Annotated in this window: 23 protein-coding genes; 15 read left to right on the top strand and 8 right to left on the bottom strand. The window is 62.8% G+C overall.

Annotated features, from left to right (window positions below; all coding sequences use genetic code 11):
* Window positions 1-2 precede the first annotated feature (2 nt).
* The 3 genes from E3T29_RS13765 to E3T29_RS13760 all read left to right on the top strand — a co-directional run bounded on the left by E3T29_RS13765 (window position 3) and on the right by E3T29_RS13760 (window position 1143).
* On the top strand, window positions 3-770 hold the full coding sequence (locus E3T29_RS13765; RefSeq protein WP_134346141.1) for a fumarylacetoacetate hydrolase family protein: 768 nt from the start codon (window positions 3-5) through the stop codon (window positions 768-770).
* Complete coding sequence (locus E3T29_RS20495) at window positions 767-889, top strand: hypothetical protein (RefSeq protein WP_255575308.1); 123 nt, start codon at window positions 767-769, stop codon at window positions 887-889. Before E3T29_RS13765 ends, E3T29_RS20495 begins: the two co-directional genes overlap by 4 nt.
* Window positions 890-999: 110 nt before the next feature.
* Window positions 1000-1143, top strand: a complete 144-nt coding sequence (locus E3T29_RS13760) for a hypothetical protein (RefSeq protein ID WP_370449176.1) — start codon at window positions 1000-1002, stop codon at window positions 1141-1143.
* A gap of 75 nt (window positions 1144-1218) precedes the next feature.
* Here the strand turns inward: E3T29_RS13760 and E3T29_RS13755 are convergent, their stop codons facing one another.
* Entirely contained in the window at window positions 1219-1971 is a 753-nt protein-coding gene (locus E3T29_RS13755; protein ID WP_134346139.1) for a GntR family transcriptional regulator, read from the bottom strand.
* Window positions 1972-2102: 131 nt separating this feature from the next.
* Here E3T29_RS13755 and E3T29_RS13750 point away from each other — a divergent pair, with 131 nt between their 5' ends.
* The 11 genes from E3T29_RS13750 to E3T29_RS13700 all read left to right on the top strand — a co-directional run bounded on the left by E3T29_RS13750 (window position 2103) and on the right by E3T29_RS13700 (window position 13384).
* A complete protein-coding gene (locus E3T29_RS13750; RefSeq protein WP_134346137.1) occupies window positions 2103-3161 on the top strand; it encodes an Ldh family oxidoreductase in 1059 nt (352 codons plus the stop codon).
* 56 nt (window positions 3162-3217) lie between these two features.
* Window positions 3218-4270, top strand: coding sequence for a sialic acid TRAP transporter substrate-binding protein SiaP (locus E3T29_RS13745; RefSeq protein ID WP_134346135.1), 1053 nt, complete (start codon window positions 3218-3220; stop codon window positions 4268-4270).
* Window positions 4267-4845, top strand: coding sequence for a TRAP transporter small permease (locus tag E3T29_RS13740; RefSeq protein ID WP_134346133.1), 579 nt, complete (start codon window positions 4267-4269; stop codon window positions 4843-4845). Before E3T29_RS13745 ends, E3T29_RS13740 begins: the two co-directional genes overlap by 4 nt.
* Complete coding sequence (locus E3T29_RS13735) at window positions 4842-6122, top strand: TRAP transporter large permease (protein ID WP_134346132.1); 1281 nt, start codon at window positions 4842-4844, stop codon at window positions 6120-6122. Before E3T29_RS13740 ends, E3T29_RS13735 begins: the two co-directional genes overlap by 4 nt.
* A gap of 19 nt (window positions 6123-6141) precedes the next feature.
* A complete protein-coding gene (locus E3T29_RS13730; RefSeq protein ID WP_134346130.1) occupies window positions 6142-7473 on the top strand; it encodes an enolase C-terminal domain-like protein in 1332 nt (443 codons plus the stop codon).
* A complete protein-coding gene (locus E3T29_RS13725; RefSeq protein ID WP_134346128.1) occupies window positions 7470-8939 on the top strand; it encodes an aldehyde dehydrogenase (NADP(+)) in 1470 nt (489 codons plus the stop codon). Before E3T29_RS13730 ends, E3T29_RS13725 begins: the two co-directional genes overlap by 4 nt.
* Window positions 8936-10114, top strand: coding sequence for a fumarylacetoacetate hydrolase family protein (locus tag E3T29_RS13720; RefSeq protein WP_134346126.1), 1179 nt, complete (start codon window positions 8936-8938; stop codon window positions 10112-10114). Before E3T29_RS13725 ends, E3T29_RS13720 begins: the two co-directional genes overlap by 4 nt.
* Complete coding sequence (locus tag E3T29_RS13715; protein ID WP_134346183.1) at window positions 10111-10971, top strand: fumarylacetoacetate hydrolase family protein; 861 nt, start codon at window positions 10111-10113, stop codon at window positions 10969-10971. Before E3T29_RS13720 ends, E3T29_RS13715 begins: the two co-directional genes overlap by 4 nt.
* A 25-nt stretch (window positions 10972-10996) precedes the next feature.
* The gene (locus E3T29_RS13710; protein ID WP_134346124.1) at window positions 10997-11752 is read left to right on the top strand and encodes an SDR family NAD(P)-dependent oxidoreductase; all 756 of its coding nucleotides are present in this window, start codon (window positions 10997-10999) and stop codon (window positions 11750-11752) included.
* 373 nt (window positions 11753-12125) lie between these two features.
* Entirely contained in the window at window positions 12126-12761 is a 636-nt protein-coding gene (locus tag E3T29_RS13705) for a hypothetical protein (RefSeq protein WP_134346122.1), read from the top strand.
* Window positions 12758-13384: an RES family NAD+ phosphorylase gene (locus E3T29_RS13700; protein ID WP_166789981.1), complete on the top strand. Its 627-nt coding sequence runs from the start codon at window positions 12758-12760 to the stop codon at window positions 13382-13384. The genes E3T29_RS13705 and E3T29_RS13700 overlap by 4 nt, the downstream gene beginning before the upstream one ends.
* 57 nt (window positions 13385-13441) lie before the next feature.
* Here E3T29_RS13700 and E3T29_RS13695 read toward each other — a convergent pair whose 3' ends face one another.
* Window positions 13442-13756, bottom strand: coding sequence for a hypothetical protein (locus E3T29_RS13695; protein ID WP_134346118.1), 315 nt, complete (start codon window positions 13754-13756; stop codon window positions 13442-13444).
* Window positions 13757-14030: 274 nt separating this feature from the next.
* Between E3T29_RS13695 and E3T29_RS13690 the strand changes: the two genes are divergently transcribed.
* Window positions 14031-15602, top strand: a complete 1572-nt coding sequence (locus E3T29_RS13690; protein WP_134346116.1) for an amidohydrolase — start codon at window positions 14031-14033, stop codon at window positions 15600-15602.
* Between the two features lie 116 nt (window positions 15603-15718).
* Here E3T29_RS13690 and pstB read toward each other — a convergent pair whose 3' ends face one another.
* The 6 genes from pstB to E3T29_RS13660 form a co-directional block, all read right to left on the bottom strand.
* Entirely contained in the window at window positions 15719-16498 is a 780-nt protein-coding gene (gene pstB / locus E3T29_RS13685) for a phosphate ABC transporter ATP-binding protein PstB (RefSeq protein WP_092341817.1), read from the bottom strand.
* A 21-nt stretch (window positions 16499-16519) separates the two neighbouring features.
* Window positions 16520-17608, bottom strand: a complete 1089-nt coding sequence (gene pstA / locus E3T29_RS13680) for a phosphate ABC transporter permease PstA (protein ID WP_092341818.1) — start codon at window positions 17606-17608, stop codon at window positions 16520-16522.
* Window positions 17608-18549 (bottom strand): phosphate ABC transporter permease subunit PstC, encoded by a 942-nt coding sequence (gene pstC, locus E3T29_RS13675; RefSeq protein WP_092341819.1) that lies wholly within the window; start codon window positions 18547-18549, stop codon window positions 17608-17610. Before pstC ends, pstA begins: the two co-directional genes overlap by 1 nt.
* Before the next feature lie 145 nt (window positions 18550-18694).
* Window positions 18695-19786 (bottom strand): phosphate ABC transporter substrate-binding protein PstS, encoded by a 1092-nt coding sequence (gene pstS, locus E3T29_RS13670; protein WP_092341820.1) that lies wholly within the window; start codon window positions 19784-19786, stop codon window positions 18695-18697.
* Window positions 19787-19936: 150 nt separating this feature from the next.
* Window positions 19937-20872 (bottom strand): NUDIX domain-containing protein, encoded by a 936-nt coding sequence (locus E3T29_RS13665; protein WP_134346181.1) that lies wholly within the window; start codon window positions 20870-20872, stop codon window positions 19937-19939.
* Between the two features lie 5 nt (window positions 20873-20877).
* On the bottom strand, window positions 20878-23049 hold the full coding sequence (locus tag E3T29_RS13660; protein ID WP_134346114.1) for an RNA degradosome polyphosphate kinase: 2172 nt from the start codon (window positions 23047-23049) through the stop codon (window positions 20878-20880).
* Window positions 23050-23077: the final 28 nt, after the last annotated feature.

Genomic DNA, 23077 nt, shown 5'->3' with positions numbered 1-23077 from the left:
GTGTGGCCGAGCGTCTGGCTCGCATCGCGACCCCGGCTGGACCGCGCCCGGTGGTGTGGCGTGAGGATCGGTGGTGCGGCATCCGTTCTCTGTTTGCTCCCGAGGTGCAGCTGACCGGCGACACGTTTGCGGCCGATGCGCCGCTTCTGGCCCCCTGCGAGCCCCGCGTGATTCTCGGCATGGCCCACAACGGCCCCGGCGACAGACGGATGCCCCCGCAAGCGTTCCTGAAATCGGCCCGCACCGCCGTCGGGCCGCGTGCCGCCATCGTGCTCGATGCGCGTACGGGTGCGGTCAATGTCGAGGGTGAACTCGCCGTCGTGCTGCGGCGCACCGCACGGTGTTTGCGGTCCGACCAGGTGCCCGGCGCCATTCTCGGGTACACGATCGGCAATGACGTGACCGCTATCGGCCAGGTGGCCTTCGACGAGAAAATGACGCAGGTCAAGAACGGAGACGGATTCACCCCGCTCGGCCCGTACATCACCACACAGCTGGACTGGCGCGACGTTTCGATTGAGGTCGAGGTGAACGGTGTTCTTCGGGCGCACGGATCCACGGCCGATCTGGCCTACGACGTGATCGAGCAGCTCGTCTATCTCAGCTCGATCATGACGCTGGGCGCGGGGGATGTCGTGCTCATGGGCGCGCCGGGTACCTACGCGAGCGTCGAGCCCGGTGACGACGTGGCCATCACCCTCGCTGGCCTCGGAACGCTGCGCAACCCCGTGGCGGCCCTTTTCCCCCAACTAGTGCAGGAGCTCGTATGACACGCACCGTGTTGAACGCCGAGCAGGTTGACCTCGTTGTCGACGCCGGCGTCTCGTTTGTGGTCAGCCCCGGCGGCCGGCGGCAGCTGGATGGACACCAAGGCACCGATCACGGGTGAGCGGTTCGACGAGATCGCCCGGCTGGCGCGCGAAGCGAGCGCTCTCGTGCGTGTGGCGTCGCGATGATCCGACCGGACCTGCCCCTGCGCAGGACTGCCGATTCGATGTGGTGTCGCTCAGCGAGGGCGTGCTGCGGCTAGATCCGGGGGAGGGCCGCATTCGCACCGCACGCAAATTCACCGAGCGCGGTTTCGGTTTGCGCGGTGCCATGGGCGTCTCCGATCGCGGCCACGGAGCCCTCGTGCAGCGCTAGCCCCTTCGGTGTCCATGGATTGTCTGCAGTAGAAGGACGTCACTAGGTTGGCATGTTCTGGATCGGATAGTACTGCTAGGCCGGCAGCTGAGCGTCGTTAATAGCGAGCCGGGGTGAGAGGTAGGCACTGAGATCGGCTTTGCCCCGACCCGCCTCATCGAATGCCTTAGCGAAGCGTTGAAACGCGCGCTTGAGGTGTTCGTGCATTGCGTTCTCCGCCTGAGCCGGCTCACAATCACGAATGGCTGCCCAGACTTGCCGATGCTCCTCAATCGTGATTTTCCCACTCATATCGGCCGGGTACAGGCGAAAGATATGAAGGTGGCAATGGGTCTGTTCGTAGGCATAGCGAACCACGTCGTTTCCCGAGGCAGCCAGAATGTGCTCATGAAACCTTGAGTCATGGGTCACTAGGTGCTGACGAATATCATCTTGCCCCTCGGCCTGCTTCGTGAAGGTCTGCAACTCGGCGTTCAGGTGGTGAGCGGGATTTCCCAGACGATTCGCTGCCGCCGTGCGGGCCGCCCACGGTTCAACGAGAAGCCGAAACTCAAACAGCTCACGCAGCCCTGCCAGATCAAGAAGTGGAGTTGTGCTGTATCCGCGGTTCGAGGCGGTGACCAGCAGGTTGTCGCCTTGCAGGCGACGCAGTGCCTCGCGTACGGGTGTCGGCGAGACTCCAAACTTACGGGAAATGGCGTCGATGTTGACCCGAGTCCCTGGGGGAATGATGTTGTCCAGAATTTGCGTACGGAGCAGGTCGTAGACGCCGCTCGTCGTTAGTCGCACGGGTATCGAATCGGGCTTATCGCCCTGATGGTGAGTCATGTTCCGTCTTCCTTCATTACTTCCGCCTGGGGATAGTCTTCCAAATTTTCGATGATCCAACGTCCCTTGCGGTCATCAACGTATATATATAGTATTTCACTTAATCGTATTTTTCCAATGAGGGGATAGAGATGGAATCGGCAAGATACGGCGTCAAAGATCTGACTGAATTTGCCAAGCGAGCACTCCGCCGGGTGAGCGTCCCGGCGCCAGACGCCGAGGTAACCGCTCTGTCCCTGGTCGGCGCTGACCAGCAGGGAACGGCCTCGCACGGCCTTTTGCGGTTGCCGCTGTACGTGTCAGCGATTGAGAGCGGCGGAATCAACAGCCTGCCGCACATGAAGTGGATGACCGACACTGGTTCCAGCGCCCTGCTAGATGCCGACGGCGCCTTAGGCCAGGTCGCTATGGCACGTGCCGTTCACTACGCAATGACCCACACGGCCGGTCGTGGCGTCTGCGCTGTGGCCGTACAGAACAGCAGCCACTATGGAACAGGGGGCTTCTGGGTAGACCAACTTTCTGATGCTGGCTTCGTCGCTTTTCTCACCTCAACCACGGGGCCCACGGTCGCTCCTTTTGGTGGCGGCAAGAAACTGTTCGGCACGAACCCGTTGACCATCGGGGCCCCGAGTTCTGGGGCGCATTCCCTCACGGCGGACATGGCCACAAGCACCGGGGCCTACGGAAAGGTCATCGCGGCGAGGAACGAAGGAACGAAGCTTCCGGACGGATGGGCCATGGATTCCTCCGGGCACCCCACGACTGATCCCGAGGAAGCGATGGCGGGAGCCTTGACACCGTTTGGCGGTCACAAAGGATCGGCCGTGTCGGCGTTGCTCGAGGCGATTGCAGCATCCCTCGGGACAGCATCGTTCGCCCATGAAACTCAAGACATTTGGAACAATCCGGCCTCCCGTATGAACACGGGCCATCTTCTAATCACGATCGACAGCAACGCCTTTATGGGCCGTGCGCACACGGAAGCGCGCGTTGAAAAACTTCAGGAGCGAATCCGGTCGTCCGGCCGCGCGGATCACGAAGTTCTTGCGCCTGGCGATCCCGAGCAGTCTCGGGCTCGATCCAACCAACAGACGATTCCTCTGAGCGGATCCACTGCACGGCTTCTCGATCAGCTCGCGCAACACCTGAACATTGCGCCAGTGCCGCGCTGGTCTGGTCCCCACTAACTCAACCTCAACAGGGTTTTAGCTCGACTCATCAATTAGTTCAAAGGAGAACACAAATGTCGAATAGCCTTCAGCGCAGTGGCGCACGTGCAGTGAAGAAGAACCTGATCAGGTACCTGCACCTCCCGCTGGCGGCTGTCGCTGCACTTTCGCTCGCCGGTTGCGGACTCTCAGGGTCGGTCGCGGCGGGTGATGCGTCCGATAGCGGCGACAGCAAGGTCCTCAGGCTGGCTCACGTCTACGAGGCCAGTCATCCCATGGAGACCTGTGGCGTAACCGCACTTAACCGGGAACTCGAAGATAGCGGTATCAGCATAGAGAGTTTTCCCAGTGGTCAGCTCGGTTCTGAAGCAGAATCCCTGGAGCAGGTCGCCCTCGGCGGCCTTGACCTGGCAATCGCCGGCCCATCATTCCTCGGGGTCTGGCATGACGAGGCTGCTGTCCTCGACGCCGCGTACCTGTTTGACAGTGTCGATCATTTCGCCGAAACCATTGCCGGGCCGACCATGGCGAAAATCTACGATGAAATGAGCGAGGAGACCGGTATCAAGGTGTTGTCCGGTTGGTATTACGGCACCAGGCAGGTGACGTCCAATAAGGAAATCAACGGTCCCGACGATATGAGCGGCGTAAAAATCCGAACGCCCGATGCTCCCCTCTATTTGACGAACACCAAGGTCATGGGTGGAACGGCAACGCCCATGGCCTTGGGTGAGGTCTATCTGGCGCTTCAACAGGGCGTGATCGATGCCCAGGAGAACCCCATTCCGACAATATCGACGGCCAAGTTCAACGAGGTTCAGGACTTCATCAACATCACCGGTCACATGATTCAGGGCGTCAACATCGTGACGAACACGGCGCTCTTCGAGGACCTCAGCTCTGAGCAACAGTCTGCACTGGAAGACGCCATGGCCATCGCCGCGACTGAAGTGCGCGAGTGCGTCGAAACGCAGGAGCAAGATATCCTCGCCGACTGGAAAGCGGACGGCAGCATCACTGTCAATGAGGATGTCGACCGTGACGCCTTCGCGAAGCGGGCCAGAGAGATGCTTCCCAACGCGGTCACCTGGGGCGACCTGTACAAAGACATCCAGGACGACAAATGACGATGGTTCATCCGGACGAGCCTGACTATCTGGAGTCACGTTTTGCGGGGATACGAGCCGTGGTCACAGTTGAACGACTGTTGGCTGCTGGGCTCCTCGTGCTCATCTTGATGCTCATTCTGACCCAAGTAATCAGCCGTTTCGTTTTTTCCTCTCCCTTCACGTGGACGGAAGAGCTTGCGAGATTCGCGCTGGTATGGCTCACCTTTATTTCGGCAGGATTCGTCATGGCCAGGCGACTGCACGTCACGGTTGATTTGATCGCAGCGAAGCTGTCGGGGATCGCCGCGAAGGCCGTCAATGCATTTTCGATCGGGGTCGTGCTCCTGGTGTCGGCTTCGATGGCCATCGCGGGAACTCAGTTCGCATTGTCAGCCGCCAAATTGAACGCGCCGGCCACCCAGATTCCGATGAGCGTCGTCTATGCCTCTGCGGTTGTCGGCTTTGGACTGATCTTTCTCCACGGTGTTCTCAACAGTTACGTGGATATTTGGCACCCCGATCAAGTACCTGTAACTGTGGCAAACCTCGAAGACATCACCGCAACGGAAACCCCCGAAAGGCCACACTCGTGATCCTCCTGTTCATGCTCGGAGGACTTCTGGTCCTGCTCGCCCTGCGAGTGCCGGTTGCAATCTCACTTCTGGTGCCATCGCTCGTTTATGTAATCCTCGACCCAACCGCTTCGTTGGGCATCGCCGTTCAGAGAACGGTTTCCGGAGTCAACAGTTTCGCGATTCTCGCGGTGCCGTTGTTCATCCTGCTCGGAAACCTGGCGAATATTTCCGGATTGTCGGATCGGCTCTACACCACGGCCATCGCCTTTCTTGGGCACATCCGCGGAAGCTTAGGGTACGTGAATATCGCTACGAGCTTCGGGTTCTCATGGATGAGCGGTGCGGCGATCGCCGATGCCGCAGCCATGGGCAAGATTCAAGTTCCGGCGATGAAGAAGCGGGGTTATAGCGAGGAATTTAGCCTTGGGATCACGGGCGCTTCGTCAATGATTGCGCCGATGATCCCGCCGAGCATCCCGGCTATCATTTACGCGGTTACGGCCGGCGTCTCCGTCGGGGCGTTATTCATGGCGGGGATCCTCCCGGCGTTGGTGCTGATCGTCTGCCTGTGCGCAATGGTGTGGTGGCTCATGCGCAAGCAGAGACACCTTGTGCTGCCCAGAACCGGTTGGGCAGCGCGCGGCCGTTCCTTGCTCGGCTCACTTCCGGCCCTCGGAGCAGCCGTGATCATCCTCGGCGGAATTCTTAGCGGCATCTTCACCCCTACGGAGGCCGCCGGTGTCGGAGTGCTGTACATCTTCGTTATAGCGCTGATCTACGGGTCCCTGACCTGGCGAAAGATATATCGGATCCTGCTGGGATCCGTGGAGACGACGGGCTCAGTTTTGCTCATTGTTGCCGCGGCCGCGCTGTTCGGTTGGGTTCTTGCCCGAGAGCAAGCGCCACAGCTTGCGGCGGAATTCATTCTGAATTTCACATCAAGCCCGATCGTCTTTCTCATTCTCGTCAACGTGTTGTTGCTGATCATTGGCGCGGTGCTCGAACCCACAGCTGCAATCCTCATCCTGGTCCCCGTCTTGGGCCCCGTTGCCGAGACCTTCGGCATCAGCCCTGTTCATTTCGGAGTTGTAGTGATCTTCAATCTTCTGATCGGGCTCCTTACACCGCCGGTCGGGCTGGTCCTCTTCGTCTTGTCCAGTGTGACCAATGTGCCGGTCACTCGAGTTATTAAGGGAGTGGTGCCGTTCTTCATCCCGATGTTGGCAACTCTCGTCATCATCACTTTTGTACCCGCGCTCAGTATGTGGCTACCGGCCGTGCTGGGCTTCACCTAAATCAGATTGAGAGTCTTCAATGTCTAAGATCACTTCGGTTCGCACGCAGGACGTGCGCTTTCCCACTTCACTCGAGTTGGACGGCTCAGACGCCGTCAACGTTGACCCCGACTATTCGTCCGCTTATGTGGTCATCGAGACCGACGGCGGCGAGACCGGGCACGCATTCGTGTTCACCTGTGGCCGTGGCAACGAGATAGTCACCGCAGCCATCCGGTCCTATGGCCAGCTCCTTGTCGGCCGCGACATCGACGAGCTCATAGGAGACCTCGGGGAAGCGTCCCGACGTCTTGTGCACGATTCTCAGATGCGCTGGCTCGGCCCAGAAAAGGGAGTCTCGCACATGGCCTGCGGGGCGTTGACCAACGCTTTGTGGGATCTCCGCGCCAAACGAGAAAAGAAGCCGCTCTGGCTCCTCCTGAGCGAAATGCCGGCCGAAGAGCTCGTGAGCGTCGTTGACTTCACTCATATCGAGAACGCACTGACTCCGAGCGATGCTCTCGACCTGCTCAGTCGTGCCGCGAGCGGAAAGGAAGCCCGCATTGCTCAGCTTCAGCTGGATGGCTTCCCGGCCTACACGACAACCCCGGGATGGTTGGGCTACAGCGATGAGAAGCTGGTGCGACTGAGCCGAGAGGCCGTGGCGGACGGCTTCGGGATGATCAAACTCAAGGTCGGCGGCAACCTGGACGATGACAGGCGCCGGATGCGCCTGGCGCGGGAAGCAGTGGGTAACCAGGTAAAGATTTCTATCGACGCAAACCAACGCTGGGAAGCGCAAGAGGCGATCGACTGGGTCAACGAACTGGCCGAATTCGACCCGTGGTGGATCGAGGAGCCCACGAGCACCGATGACATCCTCGGACATGCCCAGATTCGCCGTGGGGTGGCACCCGTCAAGGTTGCGACCGGCGAAGCGGTGGCCAACCGCATTGTCTTCAAGCAGTTGCTGCAGGCTCAAGCTATCGACGTGATGCAGATCGACTCCACCCGAGTGGCTGGAGTGAACGAAAACGTGGCCAACCTACTCCTGGCAGCAAAATTCGATATCCCGGTGTGCCCTCACGCCGGTGGTGTGGGCCTCTGCGAACTCGTGCAGCACTTCTCTTTCTTCGACTATGCCGCCGTCAGCGGCACGATGGACAACCGCATGATCGAGTTCGTGGACCACCTGCACGAGCACTTCACCGAGCCTGTCCGGGTGGAGAATGGCCGGTACCAGACGCCTCGTCTGCCGGGTACGAGCGCCGAGATGCATTCGGCGTCCCGTGATCGCTGGGAATTTCCGGCCGGTGCCGGCTGGCTCGAGATCACGCAGGGTGCAGCTGTGGGCAGTGGTCACAACTCGTGATCACCGCACTGCGTGCCGAACAGCAGATCGAAGCCGCCCACTCCGCTTTCACCGCTTCGCAGGACGTGGCCCCAGAGGTGAGGGCCTCCTGGTTGGAGGCAATCGCTGTGGCGTTCGAGGACCACGCTGACGAGCTGATTGCGCTGGCCCAGTCGGAGACCCACTTGGGTGAGCATCGTCTTAGCGGCGAACTTCGGCGCACCGTTTTTCAGCTGCGCCTGTACATCTCAGAAATCCTGGCCGGGGAGAACCTCGATGCCACCATCGACCATGCGGATGGCGCGTGGGGCATGGGCCCGAGGCCCGACATCCGACGAGTAAATATTCCGCTCGGTGTCGTGGGTGTATTCGGTGCGTCCAACTTTCCCTTCGCCTTTAGCGTGCTGGGCGGCGACACCGCATCGGCCCTCGCTGCCGGTTGTGCAGTCGTGCACAAGATTCACGACGGGCACCCGGAACTCGGGCGCCGCATGGGAGAGGTGGCCATCGAAGCGCTGCGAACTGCTGGCGCACCCGAGCACCTGCTCTCGACTGTCACTGGTCGTGACGCTGCAGAAGCCCTTGTCGATCATCCGTTGACCAGGGCGGTCGGTTTCACCGGCTCCACCGGCGGTGGTCGGGCCCTGCTCGATCGGATTGCCGCGCGTGATCGTCCCATTCCGTTCTACGGCGAGCTGGGCAGCATAAACCCGGTCTTTGCCACCGAACGGGCCTGGGCGCTGCGGGGAGACGAGATTCTGACGGCCTATGCGCAGTCTTTCACCATGGGCATGGGCCAGTTCTGTACGAAGCCCGGATTGTTGTTCGCCCCCACCGACCGGGAACAAGTCGCTCGGGTTGTGGGAACCCAGGTCGCTCAGGGCCAGCGCACGCCCTTGTTGAGTGCCAAGCTCCGAGCGGGGTTTGATGCGGCTTTGGAGAAGATGTGCGCGACCGACGGCATCGAGGTCGTCGTTGCGGGCGACTCCGCCGAATCGCCCGCTCCGACCGTGCTCCTGACCACGGCAGCGTTCGTCCGGGCCGACCCGGCAATACTGGAACGAGAAATGTTCGGACCGGCGACGCTGGTGATTTGCTACGAACCCGGAGAGGATCTAGCCGATCTAGCCGCACTCCTCGACGGCCAGCTGACCGCAAGCGTGCAGGCACAAGCCGAGGAGGACATCGACCCACTCCTGGCCGTCTTACGGGAGAAGAGTGGACGGGTGTTGTGGAACGAGTGGCCAACCGGCGTGACCGTCTCGTATGCGCAACACCATGGCGGGCCCTATCCGGCCACAACCGCCGAGCGCACGACATCGGTGGGACCGGCCGCGATCGCCCGGTTCATGCGGCCTGTCGCCTTTCAGGGCTTCCCTCCGGCACACCTTCCTCTGGCGCTGCAGGACGAGAACCCCTGGCGAATCTCCCGCCGTGTCGATGGGCACTGGCAACACCACGATCATGGCGCAGGGAGCCACTCATGAGCGGGGACGACTACCTCGGAATTCTGCCGCTCGACCCAGCTGATGCTCATCTGGTCGGTCGGGTATGGGATCCACGCACGGGGGGACCACGTGTCGTTTCTGTGCGCGGCGGGCAGGTGTATGACCTGACCGATACGGTCAACACGGTGTCGGAGCTGATCGACAGAACGGATGCCGTCGACTTTGTCGCTTCCTGCGCCGGACAACCTCGATGGCAGCTATCCGACCTGGTGGCGGCATCCGTTGCCGAAGACTTGACCCGGCCCCATCTGCTCGCTCCGATTGACCTGCAGGTAGTCAAAGCCTGTGGGGTCACCTTCGTTGAGAGCATGATCGAACGAGTCATCGAAGAGAAGTGTGCCGGCGATTCATCCCGTGCAGCCGAGGTGCGCACGCTCGTCCTCGAGGCGCTGGGCGGGAGCCTGGCCTCCCTGCGTCCGGGGTCCGAAGCAGCCGCCCGGACGAAAGAGGTCTTGCTGGCGCAAGGAATGTGGTCGCAGTATCTCGAAGTCGGTATCGGCCCCGACCCAGAAGTGTTCACGAAGGCGCCGGTGCTCTCCTCGGTCGGATTCGGAGCGCGCGTTGGTATTCCGACATTCTCCGCCTGGAGCAACCCCGAACCCGAACTCGTGCTTGTGGCCGACTCCCGCGGCGAGGTACGAGGCGCCACCCTCGGCAACGACGTCAACCTTCGCGACGTGGAAGGGCGAAGTGCCCTGCTTCTGGGAATGGCGAAGGACAACAACGCTTCGAGTGCGATCGGCCCCTTCATTCGACTCTTCGACAGCGCCTTCACCATCGATACGCTGCGCACTGAGGAAATCGCTCTCACTGTGTCGGGAGTCGACGGCTACTCCTTGCAGGGACAAAACTCCGTGGCCCGAATCAGCCGGCCTTTTGAAGAATTGGTCGCAGCGACCCGTGGGGCACACCATCAGTACCCTGACGGTTTTGCCTTGTTCACCGGAACCTTGTTCTCGCCGACCCAGGATCGAGGCGACGAGGGGCTCGGATTCACCCATGAGCCAGGCGACATTGTGAATATTCAGAGCCAACTCCTCGGCAGCCTGCGAAACGTGACAGGCATCACCGAAGAGCTCCCGCCGTGGACCTTCGGAATCCGCGCGCTGCACCGCTATTTGGCCAACCTGCTTCCGGTGGAGGAGAGAGTATGAAACTTATTCGCTACGGAGCGCTTGGTGCCGAGAAGCCGGCCGTTCTCGACACTGACGAGAACGGCGTCGAAGTGGCGCATGACCTGACCTCGTTGACCAACGATGTCACAGGTGATTTTCTGGCAAACGGCGGGATCGAAACCGTGCGGCAGGCTCTCCGAGATGGCACGCTGCCTGTTGTCGATGTGAGCGGGGAACGCCTCGGAGCGCCAATCGCGCGCCCATCGGCGATTATCTGCATCGGCATGAACTATGCCGAGCATGCCGCCGAATCCGGGTCGGCGCCGCCCACGGTACCGATCATCTTCCTGAAGACACCAAATACCATGGCCGGCCCCGAAGACGATACTCGCATTCCACGCCTCAGTTCCAAGACCGATTGGGAGGTCGAACTCGGTGTCGTCATCGGCAGGCGAGCCAGCTACCTCGACACCGTTGAGGAATCCGCCGACCACATCGCGGGCTATGTCACGGCCAATGATCTATCTGAGCGCACCTTTCAATTGGAAAATTCTGGCGGCCAATGGTCGAAAGGAAAATGCTCACCGGGTTTCTCTCCGCTCGGGCCTTGGTTGGTGCCCGCAGAAGACGTGGACGCGAGTCGTCTACGTCTGCGCAGCTGGGTCAACGGTCAGGCGCGTCAGGATTCCAATACCTCCGACATGATCTTCCCGGTCGAATACCTGATTTACCACCTCAGCCAGTACCTCACCCTGGAACCGGGTGACGTCGTGCTGACCGGAACCCCACGTGGGGTTGCGCTGTCGGGAAAATACCCCTATCTCAGCGTTGGGGATGTTGTGGAGATCGAAATCGAAGGCTTGGGCAGACAGCGCCAAACCTTCGTAGCCGCTTGAAGAGAACACTGGACTGGAGAAATCGATGAAACCTGAATTGGATGGCTTGGTATCGCTCGTTACGGGCGGAGCTTCGGGAATTGGCGCAGCCACAGCAAAGCGCATGGCAGCGATGGGCGCTCAGGTCGCGGTACTGGACCTGACGCCCGGCAGGGCAGACGTTGCGCATCTCGTTGTGGAAGCAGATGTGTCTGACGATGAATCTGTTCGGCGCGCCGTTGACGAGGTGATCAAGCGGTTCGGTCGACTGGATGTCGTCGTGAATAACGCCGGGATCGGTGCCCAGGGGACCATTGCGGATAATTCTGAGGACGAATGGCACAGGGTCCTCGACATTAATGTTCTCGGCATTGTTCGCGTTAGTCGTGCCGCCTTGCCGTTCCTGCGCAAGTCGCCATCAGCCGCCATTGTCAATACGGCTTCGGTGGCGGCAACAGCAGGCCTGCAAAATCGCGCGCTTTATTCAGCATCTAAGGGTGCGGTCCTGGCACTGACACTGAGCATGGCCGCAGACCATGTGCACGAGGGCATTCGGGTGAATTGCGTCAATCCCGGCACTGCGGACACGCCCTGGGTAGCGCGCCTACTGCAGACAGCGTCAGACCCTGCCGCGGAACGCGCCGCCCTGGAAGCACGGCAGCCTCACGGTCGGCTTGTGAAGCCCGAGGAAGTCGCCGCGGCCATCGCGTTTCTGGCATCCCCATCTTCCGGTTCGACGACCGGGACTGCGCTCGCCGTTGACGGGGGGATGCAGGGTTTGCGGCTGCGACCGGGGGTCTAGGTCGCCTTTTAAGAGACGCCACTAGAGATCGACTGTGCTGGTTTGGCCGAGGCTCATCTGCCGTTCGATGATTCTCTTGGAAGTCGGCCATGCTGCATCCGCTGGTATCGCTCGGTCCGCTGAACTGTGCACGCGCCGGTGGGAACCTTGATGAGATACATCAAGCACCGCCCCGATATCGCAAACGGGGATTGTTCTCGGCCACAAGCGCCATAGAAGAGCAGGTTCGTCAGGTTCTCGAATCGTCCGACGCAACTGTGCAGCGCTACTGCGCTGCATCCGCCTGATGAGCCGTGCCCCCACGTTGATCGCACGCTGTTTCTTGCCTATGATATTGGGTGCGCTATCTGCACGTCCAGACCTGGGAGTTCACATGTCCGACACAACGGTTCGTGCTGAAGTTCAAGAGAGCGTGCAGCACCTGATGGAGGTCGCACAGGCGCAAGGCCTGGATGACGACTTGGTGGTCGCTCTCCTTCGCGAGTCAGCGGACCTGATCAACCGACGCCAGCCCCGCGGCGGAGCCCTCTCGACGGAGCAGGTGAACTACCTCGTTGAGTCCGGGGCATTTAGCGAGGGCGAGTTCGCCCAAATTGAGGCCGGCGTCGCCAGAGGGGATCTAGTTCAGACAGAGCGTACGACGCGACTCGCGGCAATCACCGAGACCCTGAGCGCCGCCGAGGTGGCGCTACGGCTCGGTCTTGACGCCTCGCGAATCAGGCACCGCCAGGCTAAGGGTGGGCTGTACGCGTTCCTGTCGGGAGGGAAGCGTCGCTACCCGACCTGGCAGCTCACCAACGACTCGGGGCAGCCGGTGCTCCCCGGCCTCGCGGCCGTGGTCAAGGCGCTCCCCGGAGACATGCACCCCGCAAGTGTTCAGGGCTTTATGACCACGCCGCAGGCAAATCTGAGCGTCAGCGGTGAACTGATGACTCCGGTGGAGTGGCTGCGGAACGGCGGCAATCCGCAGGTGCTCGTGGGCATTCTGAGCAGCGTCCTGCAGTCGTGAAGGTTCCGGCCTTTCCCCCGGATACGTTCATTCTTGACCCGAGCTCGCACGTGCGCACCTTCTCGGGGTCGCTGTGGCGTGTCTTTCGCACGGAAGGCGCGCACTCGCTGGCGTGGAACGAGCTGCGCCACTATGGCCCGATCCCGAACATGCGATTCGACCCGCAACCACCGCCTACCGGCACGTACTTAGACATCGAGGTTATGTATGCGGCCACTCGGCCCGACACCGCGCTCGGAGAGGTGTACCAGGCCACCCGCGTGATCGACCGCTCGATGGGCGGGGCGACGATTGCTTCCTGGATCCCGTCTCGCCCGTTAGTGCTGCTCGATCTCACCTCGAACTGGCCGGTGGTCAACGGTGCGGCGGCGGCGATGATGTTGAACGAAAAGACGTCTACGCAAGCGTGGGCTAGGGCGATTTGTGAGCGACACGGTGACGTGCTGGATGGCCTCTATCACCAGTCCTCGATCAATAACGAGCCCCTCGTTACCCTATTTAGCCGCACAGAGAGGGTCTCCGCCTTCCCCGATCGCGTTCGTTTCAGCGCACGGCTCAGTGATGCCACGGCCGACGAGATCGTGGCCCAGGCCACGAAGAACCTGGGCTACGCCTCGCTGTAGCTGGGTGCATCGCCCATCGGTGGGCATCCGTTGAGTCCCAGCCGTCCCGCATCCGCTTTACGGGCGCACAGAACCTTCTGCACGCTTTCGTCGCACGACGGACGTGGTGACGAGGGTCAGCCCGAGCAGGAGCGCGGCGCTTCCGCCCGAAATCGCCAGCACGGAGGCGTCATAGCCCGTGGAGGCGAGCCCGATGTAGCCCACGTAGGCTGGTTTGGAGCCGACATACCCCTCATCCGGGGGCACGACGACACGGGTCACCTTGGGGCTCGGACCGTCACTGGGAACATACGTGACAGCGGATGCCGCGGCCGGCACGGCGAAGACGGCCAGCGTGGCCAGGGCTGTGATTGCAAAGAGTTTCTTGATCATGGGAATTTCCTGTCAGAACGGTCGGTTCGGCACGAATCGAAGCGGGGTATGCCTCGAACGACTCACACCGTAGTGGTCTGCACCGTAGATATCTACGGTTTACTGATAAATTCTCATTGAAGGTTTTCTGCTGTACGCTTTCGGGCCGCTCCGCCGAACTGCGCACGAGTTGATGGGTGGTGAAGGTGCCGCTCGCGGCATCCGAAACTGGCTGACAGATCTGCCCCGCACCCGCCTGTAGGGTGGCAAGACCCCCTCGACCGAAAGCCGCGCCATGCCCGACCTCGTTCTGCGCTCCGTCCGGCAGCCCGGCGACACCACGCTCTCCGACCTGCACATCACCGACGGCGTCATCACGCAGATCGTGCCCACCACCACAACGGATGCCCCCACCCTCGACGGACGCACCGTCATCCCCGGCCTCTGGGACGAACACGTACACCTGACCCAGTGGGCGCTCGCCGGAGCCCGGTTCGACCTCTCCACCGCGGTCTCGGCGCGCGAGGCCCTCGAGCTCGTGCGGGCGCAGGTCGGCACGCGGGGCCGCCGCGCCGCTCAGGTCGACGCGTCTGGTCGCCCGACCCCACTCATCGGAGTGCGGTTCCGCGATGCGGTCTGGGCCGACCTGCCCACCCTGCGCGGTCTCGATGACGTGACGCAGGGGCATCCGACCGCGCTGATCAGCCACGACCTGCACTGTGTCTGGATCAACAGCGCCGCCGCCGAGCAATTCGGTGTGCACGTCGACGAGTCCGGGCTGCTGCGCGAACAGGCCGCGTTCGATCTCACCATCGCGCTCGGCCAGCTGCCCGACGTCGAGGTCGACGCGCTCGCCGCCCAGGCCGGATCCCGGGCCGCCGCCCGCGGAGTCGTCGGCATCGTGGACTTCGAGATGACCTGGAACCGTTCCGTCTGGCAGCGCCGCATCGCTGGCGGGTTCGACGCACTAAGAGTCGAGGCCGGCATCTATCTCGCCGACTTCGACCGTGCCGTCGCCGAGCGGATGCACACCGACGACCGCATCGCAGACACCCGCGGCCTGCTCAGCGTGGGGCCACTGAAGCTGCTCATCGACGGATCCCTGAACACCCGCACGGCCTTCTGCGTCGACGAATACCCGGTCGGCGGGCGCGGTGTGCTCGCCGTGAGCGAAGACGAGCTCACGGAGATTCTCGTGGCAGCGCGGGGCGCCGGGCTGCTGCCCGCGGTGCACGCCATCGGAGACGCGGCCAACACCGTAGCCCTGAACGCTTTCGAGCGCGCTGCCCTGCATGGCCGGGCCGCCCACGAGGTTCCAGCCTCCCAAGCTGCAGCCCCGGCGGACCGGCGTGGCCGTGAGCGTCAGGCATCCGTTCGCGGTCGCATCGAGCACGCCCAGTTCCTGCAGCCCGCGGACTTCGCCCGTTTCGCCAGCTTTGGCGTCATCGCGAGCGTGCAGCCGGAGCACGCGCTCGACGACCGTGACGCGGTCGAACTCAACTGGTCCGCCGGCGCCGATCGCGTCTTCGCTCTGCGCTCCCTGCTCAATGCCGGAGCCACTCTCGCGTTCGGATCCGACGCCCCTGTCGCGCCGCTCGACCCGTTCACCGCCATGAGCGCTGCGACCTCCCGCGCCCGCAGCGACGGCCGCGAACCCTGGCGCCCCGACCAGGTGGTCTCCCGCGCCGAGGCCCTCGCGGCATCCGCCCGCGGACGCACCCGCCTCGAGGTCGGCGACGTTGCCGACATCGCCATACTCGACGGCGACCCGCTCACGGTTTCCGACGCCACCTTCGAACGGATGCCCGTGGCCGCCACGCTGCTGGCCGGTCGGGCCACCCACGGCGCCGCCCTCCTGGCCCCCTAGCTATCTATGGACAGGGCTCAGTGGACAACTTCGGTGGGTGAAGACCCACCTGCACCCACCGAAGTTGTCCACTGAGTCGATGCCGTCGCGCGTGAACGCGACAAATCCAGTGCGACCTAACCGAACCGCCCCGACACGTAGTCCTCCGTGGCCTGAACGCTCGGGTTCGAGAACATCGTGGTCGTGTCGTCGTACTCGATGAGCTTGCCGGGCTTGCCGGTGCCAGCAATGTTGAAGAACGCCGTGCGGTCCGACACCCGCGAGGCCTGCTGCATGTTGTGCGTCACGATCACGATCGTGTACTCCTGCTTCATCTCTTCGATGAGGTCCTCGATGGCCAGCGTCGAGATCGGGTCGAGCGCCGAGCAGGGCTCGTCCATGAGAATCACGTCGGGCTCGACCGCAATGGCGCGCGCGATGCACAGGCGCTGCTGCTGCCCGCCGGAGAGACCGGATCCGGGCCGCGCCAGGCGATCCTTCACCTCGTTCCACAGGTTGGCGCCGCGGAGGGCTTTTTCGGTGAGGTCGTCGGCATCCGTTTTGCTCATGCGACGGTTGTTGAGCTTCACGCCGGCCAGCACGTTGTCCTGAATGGACATGGTCGGAAACGGGTTGGGCCGCTGAAAGACCATGCCCACCTGGCGGCGCACGAGCACCGGGTCAACGCCCGGGCCGTACAGGTTGTTGCCGTCGATGAGCACTTCGCCCTCAACGCGCGCGCCGGGGATGACCTCGTGCATGCGGTTGAGCGTGCGAATGAACGTGCTCTTTCCGCAACCGCTGGGCCCGATGAACGCGGTCACCGTGCGCGGCTCAATGACAATCGAGACACCCTCGACGGCGAGAAAATTGCTGTAATACACGTTGAGGTCGTTGACTTCGATGCGCTTAGACATTTAAGTCCTTTCTAAGAAGAGTTAGCGGCCCAGCTTGGGCGAGAACCAGTGGGCGATGAGGCGGGCGAGACCGTTGAGCAGCATCACGATCAGAATCAGGGTGAGCGCTCCGGCCCAGGCCCGGTCGATGTAGGCCTGCGAGTCGGCGCCCTGGTTGGCGTACTGGGTGTACACGAACACCGGGAGGGTCATCATCCGCTCGCTGAACAGGTCGTAGTTCATGCTCGACGTGAACCCGGCAATGATGAGCAGCGGCGCCGTCTCACCGATCACGCGAGCGATCGACAGCATGACTCCGGTGACGATTCCGGCAATGGATGTCGGCAGCACGACCTTAAGAATGGTCAGCCATTTCGGCACCCCCAGTGCAAAAGCGGCCTCGCGCAGTTCGTTCGGAACGAGCTTGAGCATCTCTTCGCTCGAGCGCACTACCACCGGAATCATCAGCACCGACAGCGCGATCGACCCGCCGAAGCCGAAGCGCACACCTGGGTCGTTGAACAGCAGCGCGAACAGTGCGAACGCAAATAGGCCGGCCACGATCGAGGGGATGCCGGTCATCACATCGACGAAGAAGGTAATCGATCTCGCGAGCCGGCCGCGGCCGTATTCCACCAAGTAGATCGAGGTCAACAGACCGATCGGCACCGAAATCAGTGTCGCCACGCCGGTGACCAGCAGCGTGCCGGTGATCGCGTGCAGCACGCCGCCGCCGGCACCGACCACGTTGCGCTGCGAGGAGGTGAAGAACGTCGGCGTCAAAAACGCGGGCAGCCCGTTCACAACCGTCGTGTAGATGATCGAGATCAGCGGCAGCAGGGCGATCACGAAAGCAGCGGTCACCAGCGCCGTCATCAGCCGGTCTTTAGCCTTGCGCGAGCCCTCGACCAGCCGGGACAGTACGTAGATGGCCACGCAGTAGAGCACGGTGCCGAACACGGCCGTGCCCACAATGTTGAAGCCGTCGACGGCGCCCGAGAGGTAGAGCATGGTGAAGAAGGCGGCCGACACGGCCCAGCTGGCCAGCAGCACCCAGAGCGACGAACGGCGGGGCAGCTTGCCGGCGGTGAGGGAGTTGGTCAGCGGCGCGGCTTCCAAAACGGATGACATCAGTTGGCTCCCGAAAATGCCTTACGGCTGTTGATAATGACCCGGGCCAGCATGTTCACGAGCAGCGTCACGACGAACAGGATGAGGCCGGTCGCGAGCAGAATGTTCACGCCAACGCCGTGCGCCTCGGGAAAGTTCAGCGCGATATTGGCGGCGATCGTGTTGGAGTTCTGCGCGGTCAGCAGTTGAAAGATCACCTCGGGGCTGGGGGAGAGCACCATGGCCACGGCCATGGTCTCGCCGAGGGCTCGGCCGAGGCCGAGCATCGAGGCGGAGATGATGCCCGGCAGGCCGAACGGCAGCACGGCCATGCGAATCATTTCCCAGCGGGTGGCACCGAGGGCCAGAGCGGCTTCCTCGTGCAGCAGCGGCGTCTGCAGAAAAATCTCACGACAGATGGCGGTGATGATGGGCAGAATCATCACGGCGAGCACAATCGAGACGGTGAAGATAGTGCGCCCGGTGCCCGAGACCGGGCCAGCGAAGGGGGTGAACCAGCCGAACCACTCCACGATGGTGGTGTAGAACGGCTGCACGAGCGGGGCCAGTACGCCGATGCCCCAGAGCCCGAACACCACTGAGGGAACGGCGGCGAGCAGGTCTACGAGGTAGCCGAGGCCCTGCGCGAGCTTGCGCGGGGCGAAGTGCGAAATGAACAGGGCGATGCCGATGGCTACCGGCACGGCCATGAGCAGCGCCAGTATGGCCGAGTAGATCGTGCCGAACACGAGCGGGCCTACGTAGGACCAGAAGTTGGTCACGTCTCCGCTGAAATCCTCGGGCGCCGCGACAAACGCGGGCAGGCTTTCGACGAGAAGGAAGATGGCCACGGCGGCGAGCATGGCGAGGATCAGGCTGCCGGAGATCACGGTGGCCGAGGAGAAAATGCGGTCGCCCGGGCGTTGCCTGGCCTTGATGGTCGTGGCGGCAGCGGTGGTCATGCCGGTCTCCTAAGTAGCGTCGTGCTGGTGAAATTATGTGAAACGGGGGTGCCATGCGGCTGGACGCAACTGGCCGTACACCCCAGTCTGCCCGATCCGTCCTCGCAGATGTGCGAGAAAGGACCGGGCAGGTAGGTAAACGTTGTTACTTGACGGTCGCGAGAACCGCGGCGACCTTGGTTTCGAGTTCGCTCGTCAGTGGTGCAACACCGGCGGCTCCCTCAGCAACGGTCTGGCCGGCAGCGCTGGCGATGTACTCGATGTATGCCTTGACGAGCTCACCCTTGGCCGGGTCAGCGTACTCGTTGCAGACGATCGCGTAGCTCACCAGAACCAGCGGGTACTCGGCCGGGTTGGTGGTCTTGCGGTTCAGGTCGAGCGCGAGGTCATCGGCTGCGCGGTCGGGCACGAGGGGCGATCCGGCGACAACCTCGGCCGCAGCCTCGGGGGTGTAAGCCACGAAGTCGGTGCCGACCATGAGCTTGGCGGTGCTGAGCTTGCCGGCCTGCGAAGCGTCGGCGTAGCCGATGGTTCCCACGCCGTTGGTGACGGCGTCAACCACACCGGAGGTGCCCTTAGCACCCTCGCCGGGGAAGGGGAACGTGTCAGAGGCCTTTTCGGTCCACACGTCAGAGGCGGCCTTGCCGAGGTAGTCGGTGAAGTTCTTCGTGGTACCCGAGTCGTCCGAGCGGTGCACGGCGGCGATGGCCGTGGCCGGCAGGGTCGCGTCGGGGTTCAGCTTGGCGATGGCAGCGTCGTCCCAGCTGGTGATCGCGCCGGAGAAAATCTTGGCGAGCGTGTCAGCATCGATGTTGAGGTCGGTGAGGCCGTCGACGTTGAAGATCACGGCGATGGGGGAGATGTAGACCGGCAGGTCAACGGCCTTGCTGTCGGGAGCGCAGGACTTGAAAGTGCCGGCGAGTTCGTCGGCACTCATGTAGGAGTCGCTGCCGGCGAAGTCGGTGCCGCCGGCGATGAATGCTTCGCGTCCGCCGCCCGAGCCGGAGGGCTCGTAGTTGATCGTGACGGCGGGGTTAGCGGTCTGAAAGCCGGCGATCCAGGCCTGCTGGGCGGCATCCATTGAGCTGGCGCCCGCGCCGTTGAGGGTGCCGGTGAGCGTCGAGGCCGACGCTTCGTCGGACGCCGGTGCGGCGCCTTCGTTTGCTGCACAGGACGAGAGTGCGAGGCCTGCGGCAATGGCGATGACCGCGGGACGGCCGAAACGCTTGAAGTTCACGTGTGTTCCCTTTCAGGGTTTTGACAAGACTGTGTTTGCTGATGCAAGCCGGTGCTGGCCCGTGAACGAGGCTAGAGATCTGAAGTAACCGCCGACCATCCTGAAGGTAAACAGAAGGTGAACGAGAGATAACGCTTGCTGCCCTGCGGCTCAGGCAGTCGCGGGGTATGTCTCCACGGCCAGAATGCCCGCGGCCGGGTTCTCCGACGACAGGTGCACGATCGAGAACCCTCCGGTGTCCAAATGCGCCGCGTCCGACAGCACCGCAGACGGCTGCGAGCCCGTCGCCAGCGCGATCTCCCGCAAAATCTCCGGCAGCACCGGCCCGTGGCTGCACAAAACCGCCGTCTTGCGGGCCCGCACCCGCTTGCCGACGACGGTGCGAACATCCGCTTCGCCGGTTTCGAGGGCGTCCTGGCTGATCAGCTCGGATTGCTTGATCGGGATGCCGGTGAACGCAGCCAGCGGAGCCACCGTCGTGACACACCGCGTTGCGGTGCTCGAGAGAATGCGCAGCGGGCGCCAGGCCGTGATCGTGTCGACCAGGCTCGCGGCCTGCTTTACACCGCGCGCGGTCAGCGGGCGACGCGCGTCGGGACCGTCGCCAGTGCGCGGCGCCGCCTTACCGTGGCGCAGCGCGATCAGCGCGAACGTGCGAGTCACGCCAGCGTCGACCAGCGCAGAGAACGTCTCGAGAATCTCCACATCGGCCGGGTAAGTCAGGTAGGTGCGAGCCTTCTTAATGGTGACCCACTCGATGGCAGCGACCTCGCCGTTCGGCACGAACGTCGATTTCGCGATGGCCTCCGGCGTAATTTCGGCGGCCCAGTAGTGCACGATCTTGGTGCGGCCGTCGGGCATATCGTAGTGCGAGACCCCGAGCGGAACACCGAGCGCGACGGCCAGCCCGGTCTCTTCCTCGACCTCGCGCACCGCGGTGCGGGGCAGAGTCTCGCCCGGGTCAACCTTGCCCTTGGGGATGGTCACGTCGCCGTGCACTGTGCGGTGAATGAGCAGCACGTGCATGCGGCCGTCAATCAGGCGCCAGCAGACCGCTCCGGCGGCGTAAACGTCGGTCGATTTCACAGCCACTAGCGACGCCCGGACGGCCGCTTGCGCGCGCTGATCTGCTGCATCAACTTGTTCTGCATGTCGTCCAGGTGTACGCCGTTCTCGTCGACGTCGTGGCGGGTCCACTGGCCGGTTGCGTCGAGCCACCAGCTCGACGTGCGCGGATCCATCGCACGTTCGAACAGCGCATCGATCTCGACCAGATGCTCAGGGTCGACCAGCCGCACGAGAGCTTCGACCCGGCGGTCGAGGTTGCGGTGCATCATGTCGGCGCTACCGATGTACACCTGGGTTCCGCCGAGGCTGTGAAAGCTGAAGATGCGCGAGTGTTCGAGATACCGCCCGAGGATCGACCGCACCCGAATGTTCTCGCTCATACCCACGACGCCCGGCCGCAGGCTGCAGATGCCGCGCACCCAGACATCGACCTGCACGCCGGCCTGACTGGCCCGGTACAGCGCGTCGATGATGTCCTCATCGACCATCGAGTTCACCTTGATCCGGATGCCGCTGGTCTTACCGGCGAGCGCGTTCTCGGTCTCGATCGCGATGTGCTTCAGCAAAGCCTTCCGCAGGTGCAGCGGAGCCACCAGCAACCGCTTGAACTTCTTCTCAATCGCGTAACCCGACAACTCGTTGAACAGACGGGTGAGGTCTTTGCCGACCTGGGCATCCGCTGTCAGCAGTCCGAGATCTTCGTAGATGCGACTGGTCTTGGGGTTGTAGTTTCCGGTGCCGATGTGGCTGTAGTGCCGCAGCACACCCTTCTCGTAGCGCACCACGAGGGCGAGCTTGCAGTGGGTTTTCAGTCCGACCAGGCCGTAGACCACGTGCACGCCGGCCTTTTCGAGCTTGCGCGCCCAGGTGATGTTGGCCTGCTCGTCGAAGCGCGCCTTGATCTCCACCAGCGCGAGCACCTGCTTGCCGCTGTCGGCGGCGGCGATGAGGGCCTCGACGATGGGGCTGTCGCCGCTCGTGCGGTACAGCGTCTGCTTGATGGCGAGCACGTTCGGGTCGGCCGCGGCCTGCTCCAGAAAGGCCTGCACGCTCGTCGCAAAGGACTCGTAGGGGTGGTGCAGCAGCACGTCCTGCTTGGCGACCGCGGCGAAGATGTCCTGCTCGGCGTTGGGCTCGCTCGGCAACAGTTGCGCCGCCGTGGTCGGCACGTGCTTGGCGAAGTGCAGGTCGGGCCGGTCGATGCGCAGGTCGAACAGGCCGCCGAGGTCGAGCGGCGCGGGCAGGTGGTAGACCTCCTGCTCGGTCACGTCGAGCTCGCGCACGAGCAGGCCGAGGGTGACCTCGTCCATGTCCTCGGTGATCTCGAGCCGAATGGGCGGGCCGAACCGGCGACGCAGCAGCTCCTTCTCGAGCGCCTTGATCAGGTTCTCGGTTTCGTCTTCGTCGATCTCGACGTCTTCGTTGCGGGTGACCCGAAACACGTGGTGCTCGAGAATCTCCATGCCCGGGAACAGATCGCCGAGCTGGTTGGCGATCAGGTCTTCCAGGGCGATATAGCGGATGCGGTCAACCGACTCCCGGCGGTCGACCCGCACGAAGCGTGGCAGCATGGGTGGCACCTTGAGCCGGGCGAACTCCTGCTTGCCGGTCTTGGAGTTGCGCACCCGCACTGCCAGGTTGAGCGACAGGCCCGAAATATAAGGAAATGGATGCGCCGGATCAACCGCGAGAGGCATCAGCACCGGAAAAATCTGGTTAGAAAAATAGGTACGGAGCGAACGACGATCGGAGTCATCGAGGCTCTGCCAGTCGACGACTTCAATCCCGGCCTCGGCGAGGGCGGGGCGCACGAGGTTCTGGAAGGCCAGTGCGTGGCGATCCTGCAGGGCGTGGGCGGCGGCCGAGATGTCACTGAGCACGTCCTGGGCGGCGCGACCCACGTTGGTCGGCACCGCCAGCCCGGTGAGGATGCGGCGCTTCAGGCCGGCGACGCGCACCATGAAGAACTCATCAAGGTTGTTGGCGAAGATGGCGAGAAAGTTGGTGCGCTCCAGTACCGGCAGGCTCTCATCTTCGGCCAGTTCCAGAACCCGCTGGTTGAAGGCGAGCCAGCTCAGCTCGCGGTCGAGGTAGCGATCGTCGGGCAGCGCGGGGTCGACTTTTTCGATGAGTGGGTCAAAGTCGTCATCGAAGTCTGTGAGTCCCGAGTCTGCTTGGGTGATTTCGCCGTCCATCTGACCATCCTGACACCGTTGGTCGCGC

The organism is Cryobacterium sp. TMT1-66-1 (assembly GCF_004403435.1).
In the GTDB taxonomy this organism is placed as follows: Bacteria; Actinomycetota; Actinomycetes; order Actinomycetales; family Microbacteriaceae; genus Cryobacterium; species Cryobacterium flavum.
The sequence above is the reverse complement of the archived record's forward strand: the minus strand, read 5'-3'. Positions and strand labels throughout refer to the sequence as shown.

Excerpts from the sequence above, each read along its gene's own strand:
- E3T29_RS13710 (WP_134346124.1), top strand. The coding sequence starts at position 10,997 with ATGAAACCTGAATTGGATGGCTTGGTATCGCTCGTTACGGGCGGAGCT.
- E3T29_RS13705 (WP_134346122.1), top strand. The coding sequence starts at position 12,126 with ATGTCCGACACAACGGTTCGTGCTGAAGTTCAAGAGAGCGTGCAGCAC.
- E3T29_RS13660 (WP_134346114.1), bottom strand. The coding sequence starts at position 23,049 with ATGGACGGCGAAATCACCCAAGCAGACTCGGGACTCACAGACTTCGAT.
- E3T29_RS13745 (WP_134346135.1), top strand. The coding sequence starts at position 3,218 with ATGTCGAATAGCCTTCAGCGCAGTGGCGCACGTGCAGTGAAGAAGAAC.
- E3T29_RS13730 (WP_134346130.1), top strand. The coding sequence starts at position 6,142 with ATGTCTAAGATCACTTCGGTTCGCACGCAGGACGTGCGCTTTCCCACT.
- pstB (WP_092341817.1), bottom strand. The coding sequence starts at position 16,498 with ATGTCTAAGCGCATCGAAGTCAACGACCTCAACGTGTATTACAGCAAT.
- E3T29_RS13755 (WP_134346139.1), bottom strand. The coding sequence starts at position 1,971 with ATGACTCACCATCAGGGCGATAAGCCCGATTCGATACCCGTGCGACTA.
- E3T29_RS13720 (WP_134346126.1), top strand. The coding sequence starts at position 8,936 with ATGAGCGGGGACGACTACCTCGGAATTCTGCCGCTCGACCCAGCTGAT.
- E3T29_RS20495 (WP_255575308.1), top strand. The coding sequence starts at position 767 with ATGACACGCACCGTGTTGAACGCCGAGCAGGTTGACCTCGTTGTCGAC.
- E3T29_RS13690 (WP_134346116.1), top strand. The coding sequence starts at position 14,031 with ATGCCCGACCTCGTTCTGCGCTCCGTCCGGCAGCCCGGCGACACCACG.
- E3T29_RS13750 (WP_134346137.1), top strand. The coding sequence starts at position 2,103 with ATGGAATCGGCAAGATACGGCGTCAAAGATCTGACTGAATTTGCCAAG.
- E3T29_RS13740 (WP_134346133.1), top strand. The coding sequence starts at position 4,267 with ATGACGATGGTTCATCCGGACGAGCCTGACTATCTGGAGTCACGTTTT.
- E3T29_RS13715 (WP_134346183.1), top strand. The coding sequence starts at position 10,111 with ATGAAACTTATTCGCTACGGAGCGCTTGGTGCCGAGAAGCCGGCCGTT.
- pstC (WP_092341819.1), bottom strand. The coding sequence starts at position 18,549 with ATGACCACCGCTGCCGCCACGACCATCAAGGCCAGGCAACGCCCGGGC.
- E3T29_RS13695 (WP_134346118.1), bottom strand. The coding sequence starts at position 13,756 with ATGATCAAGAAACTCTTTGCAATCACAGCCCTGGCCACGCTGGCCGTC.
- pstA (WP_092341818.1), bottom strand. The coding sequence starts at position 17,608 with ATGTCATCCGTTTTGGAAGCCGCGCCGCTGACCAACTCCCTCACCGCC.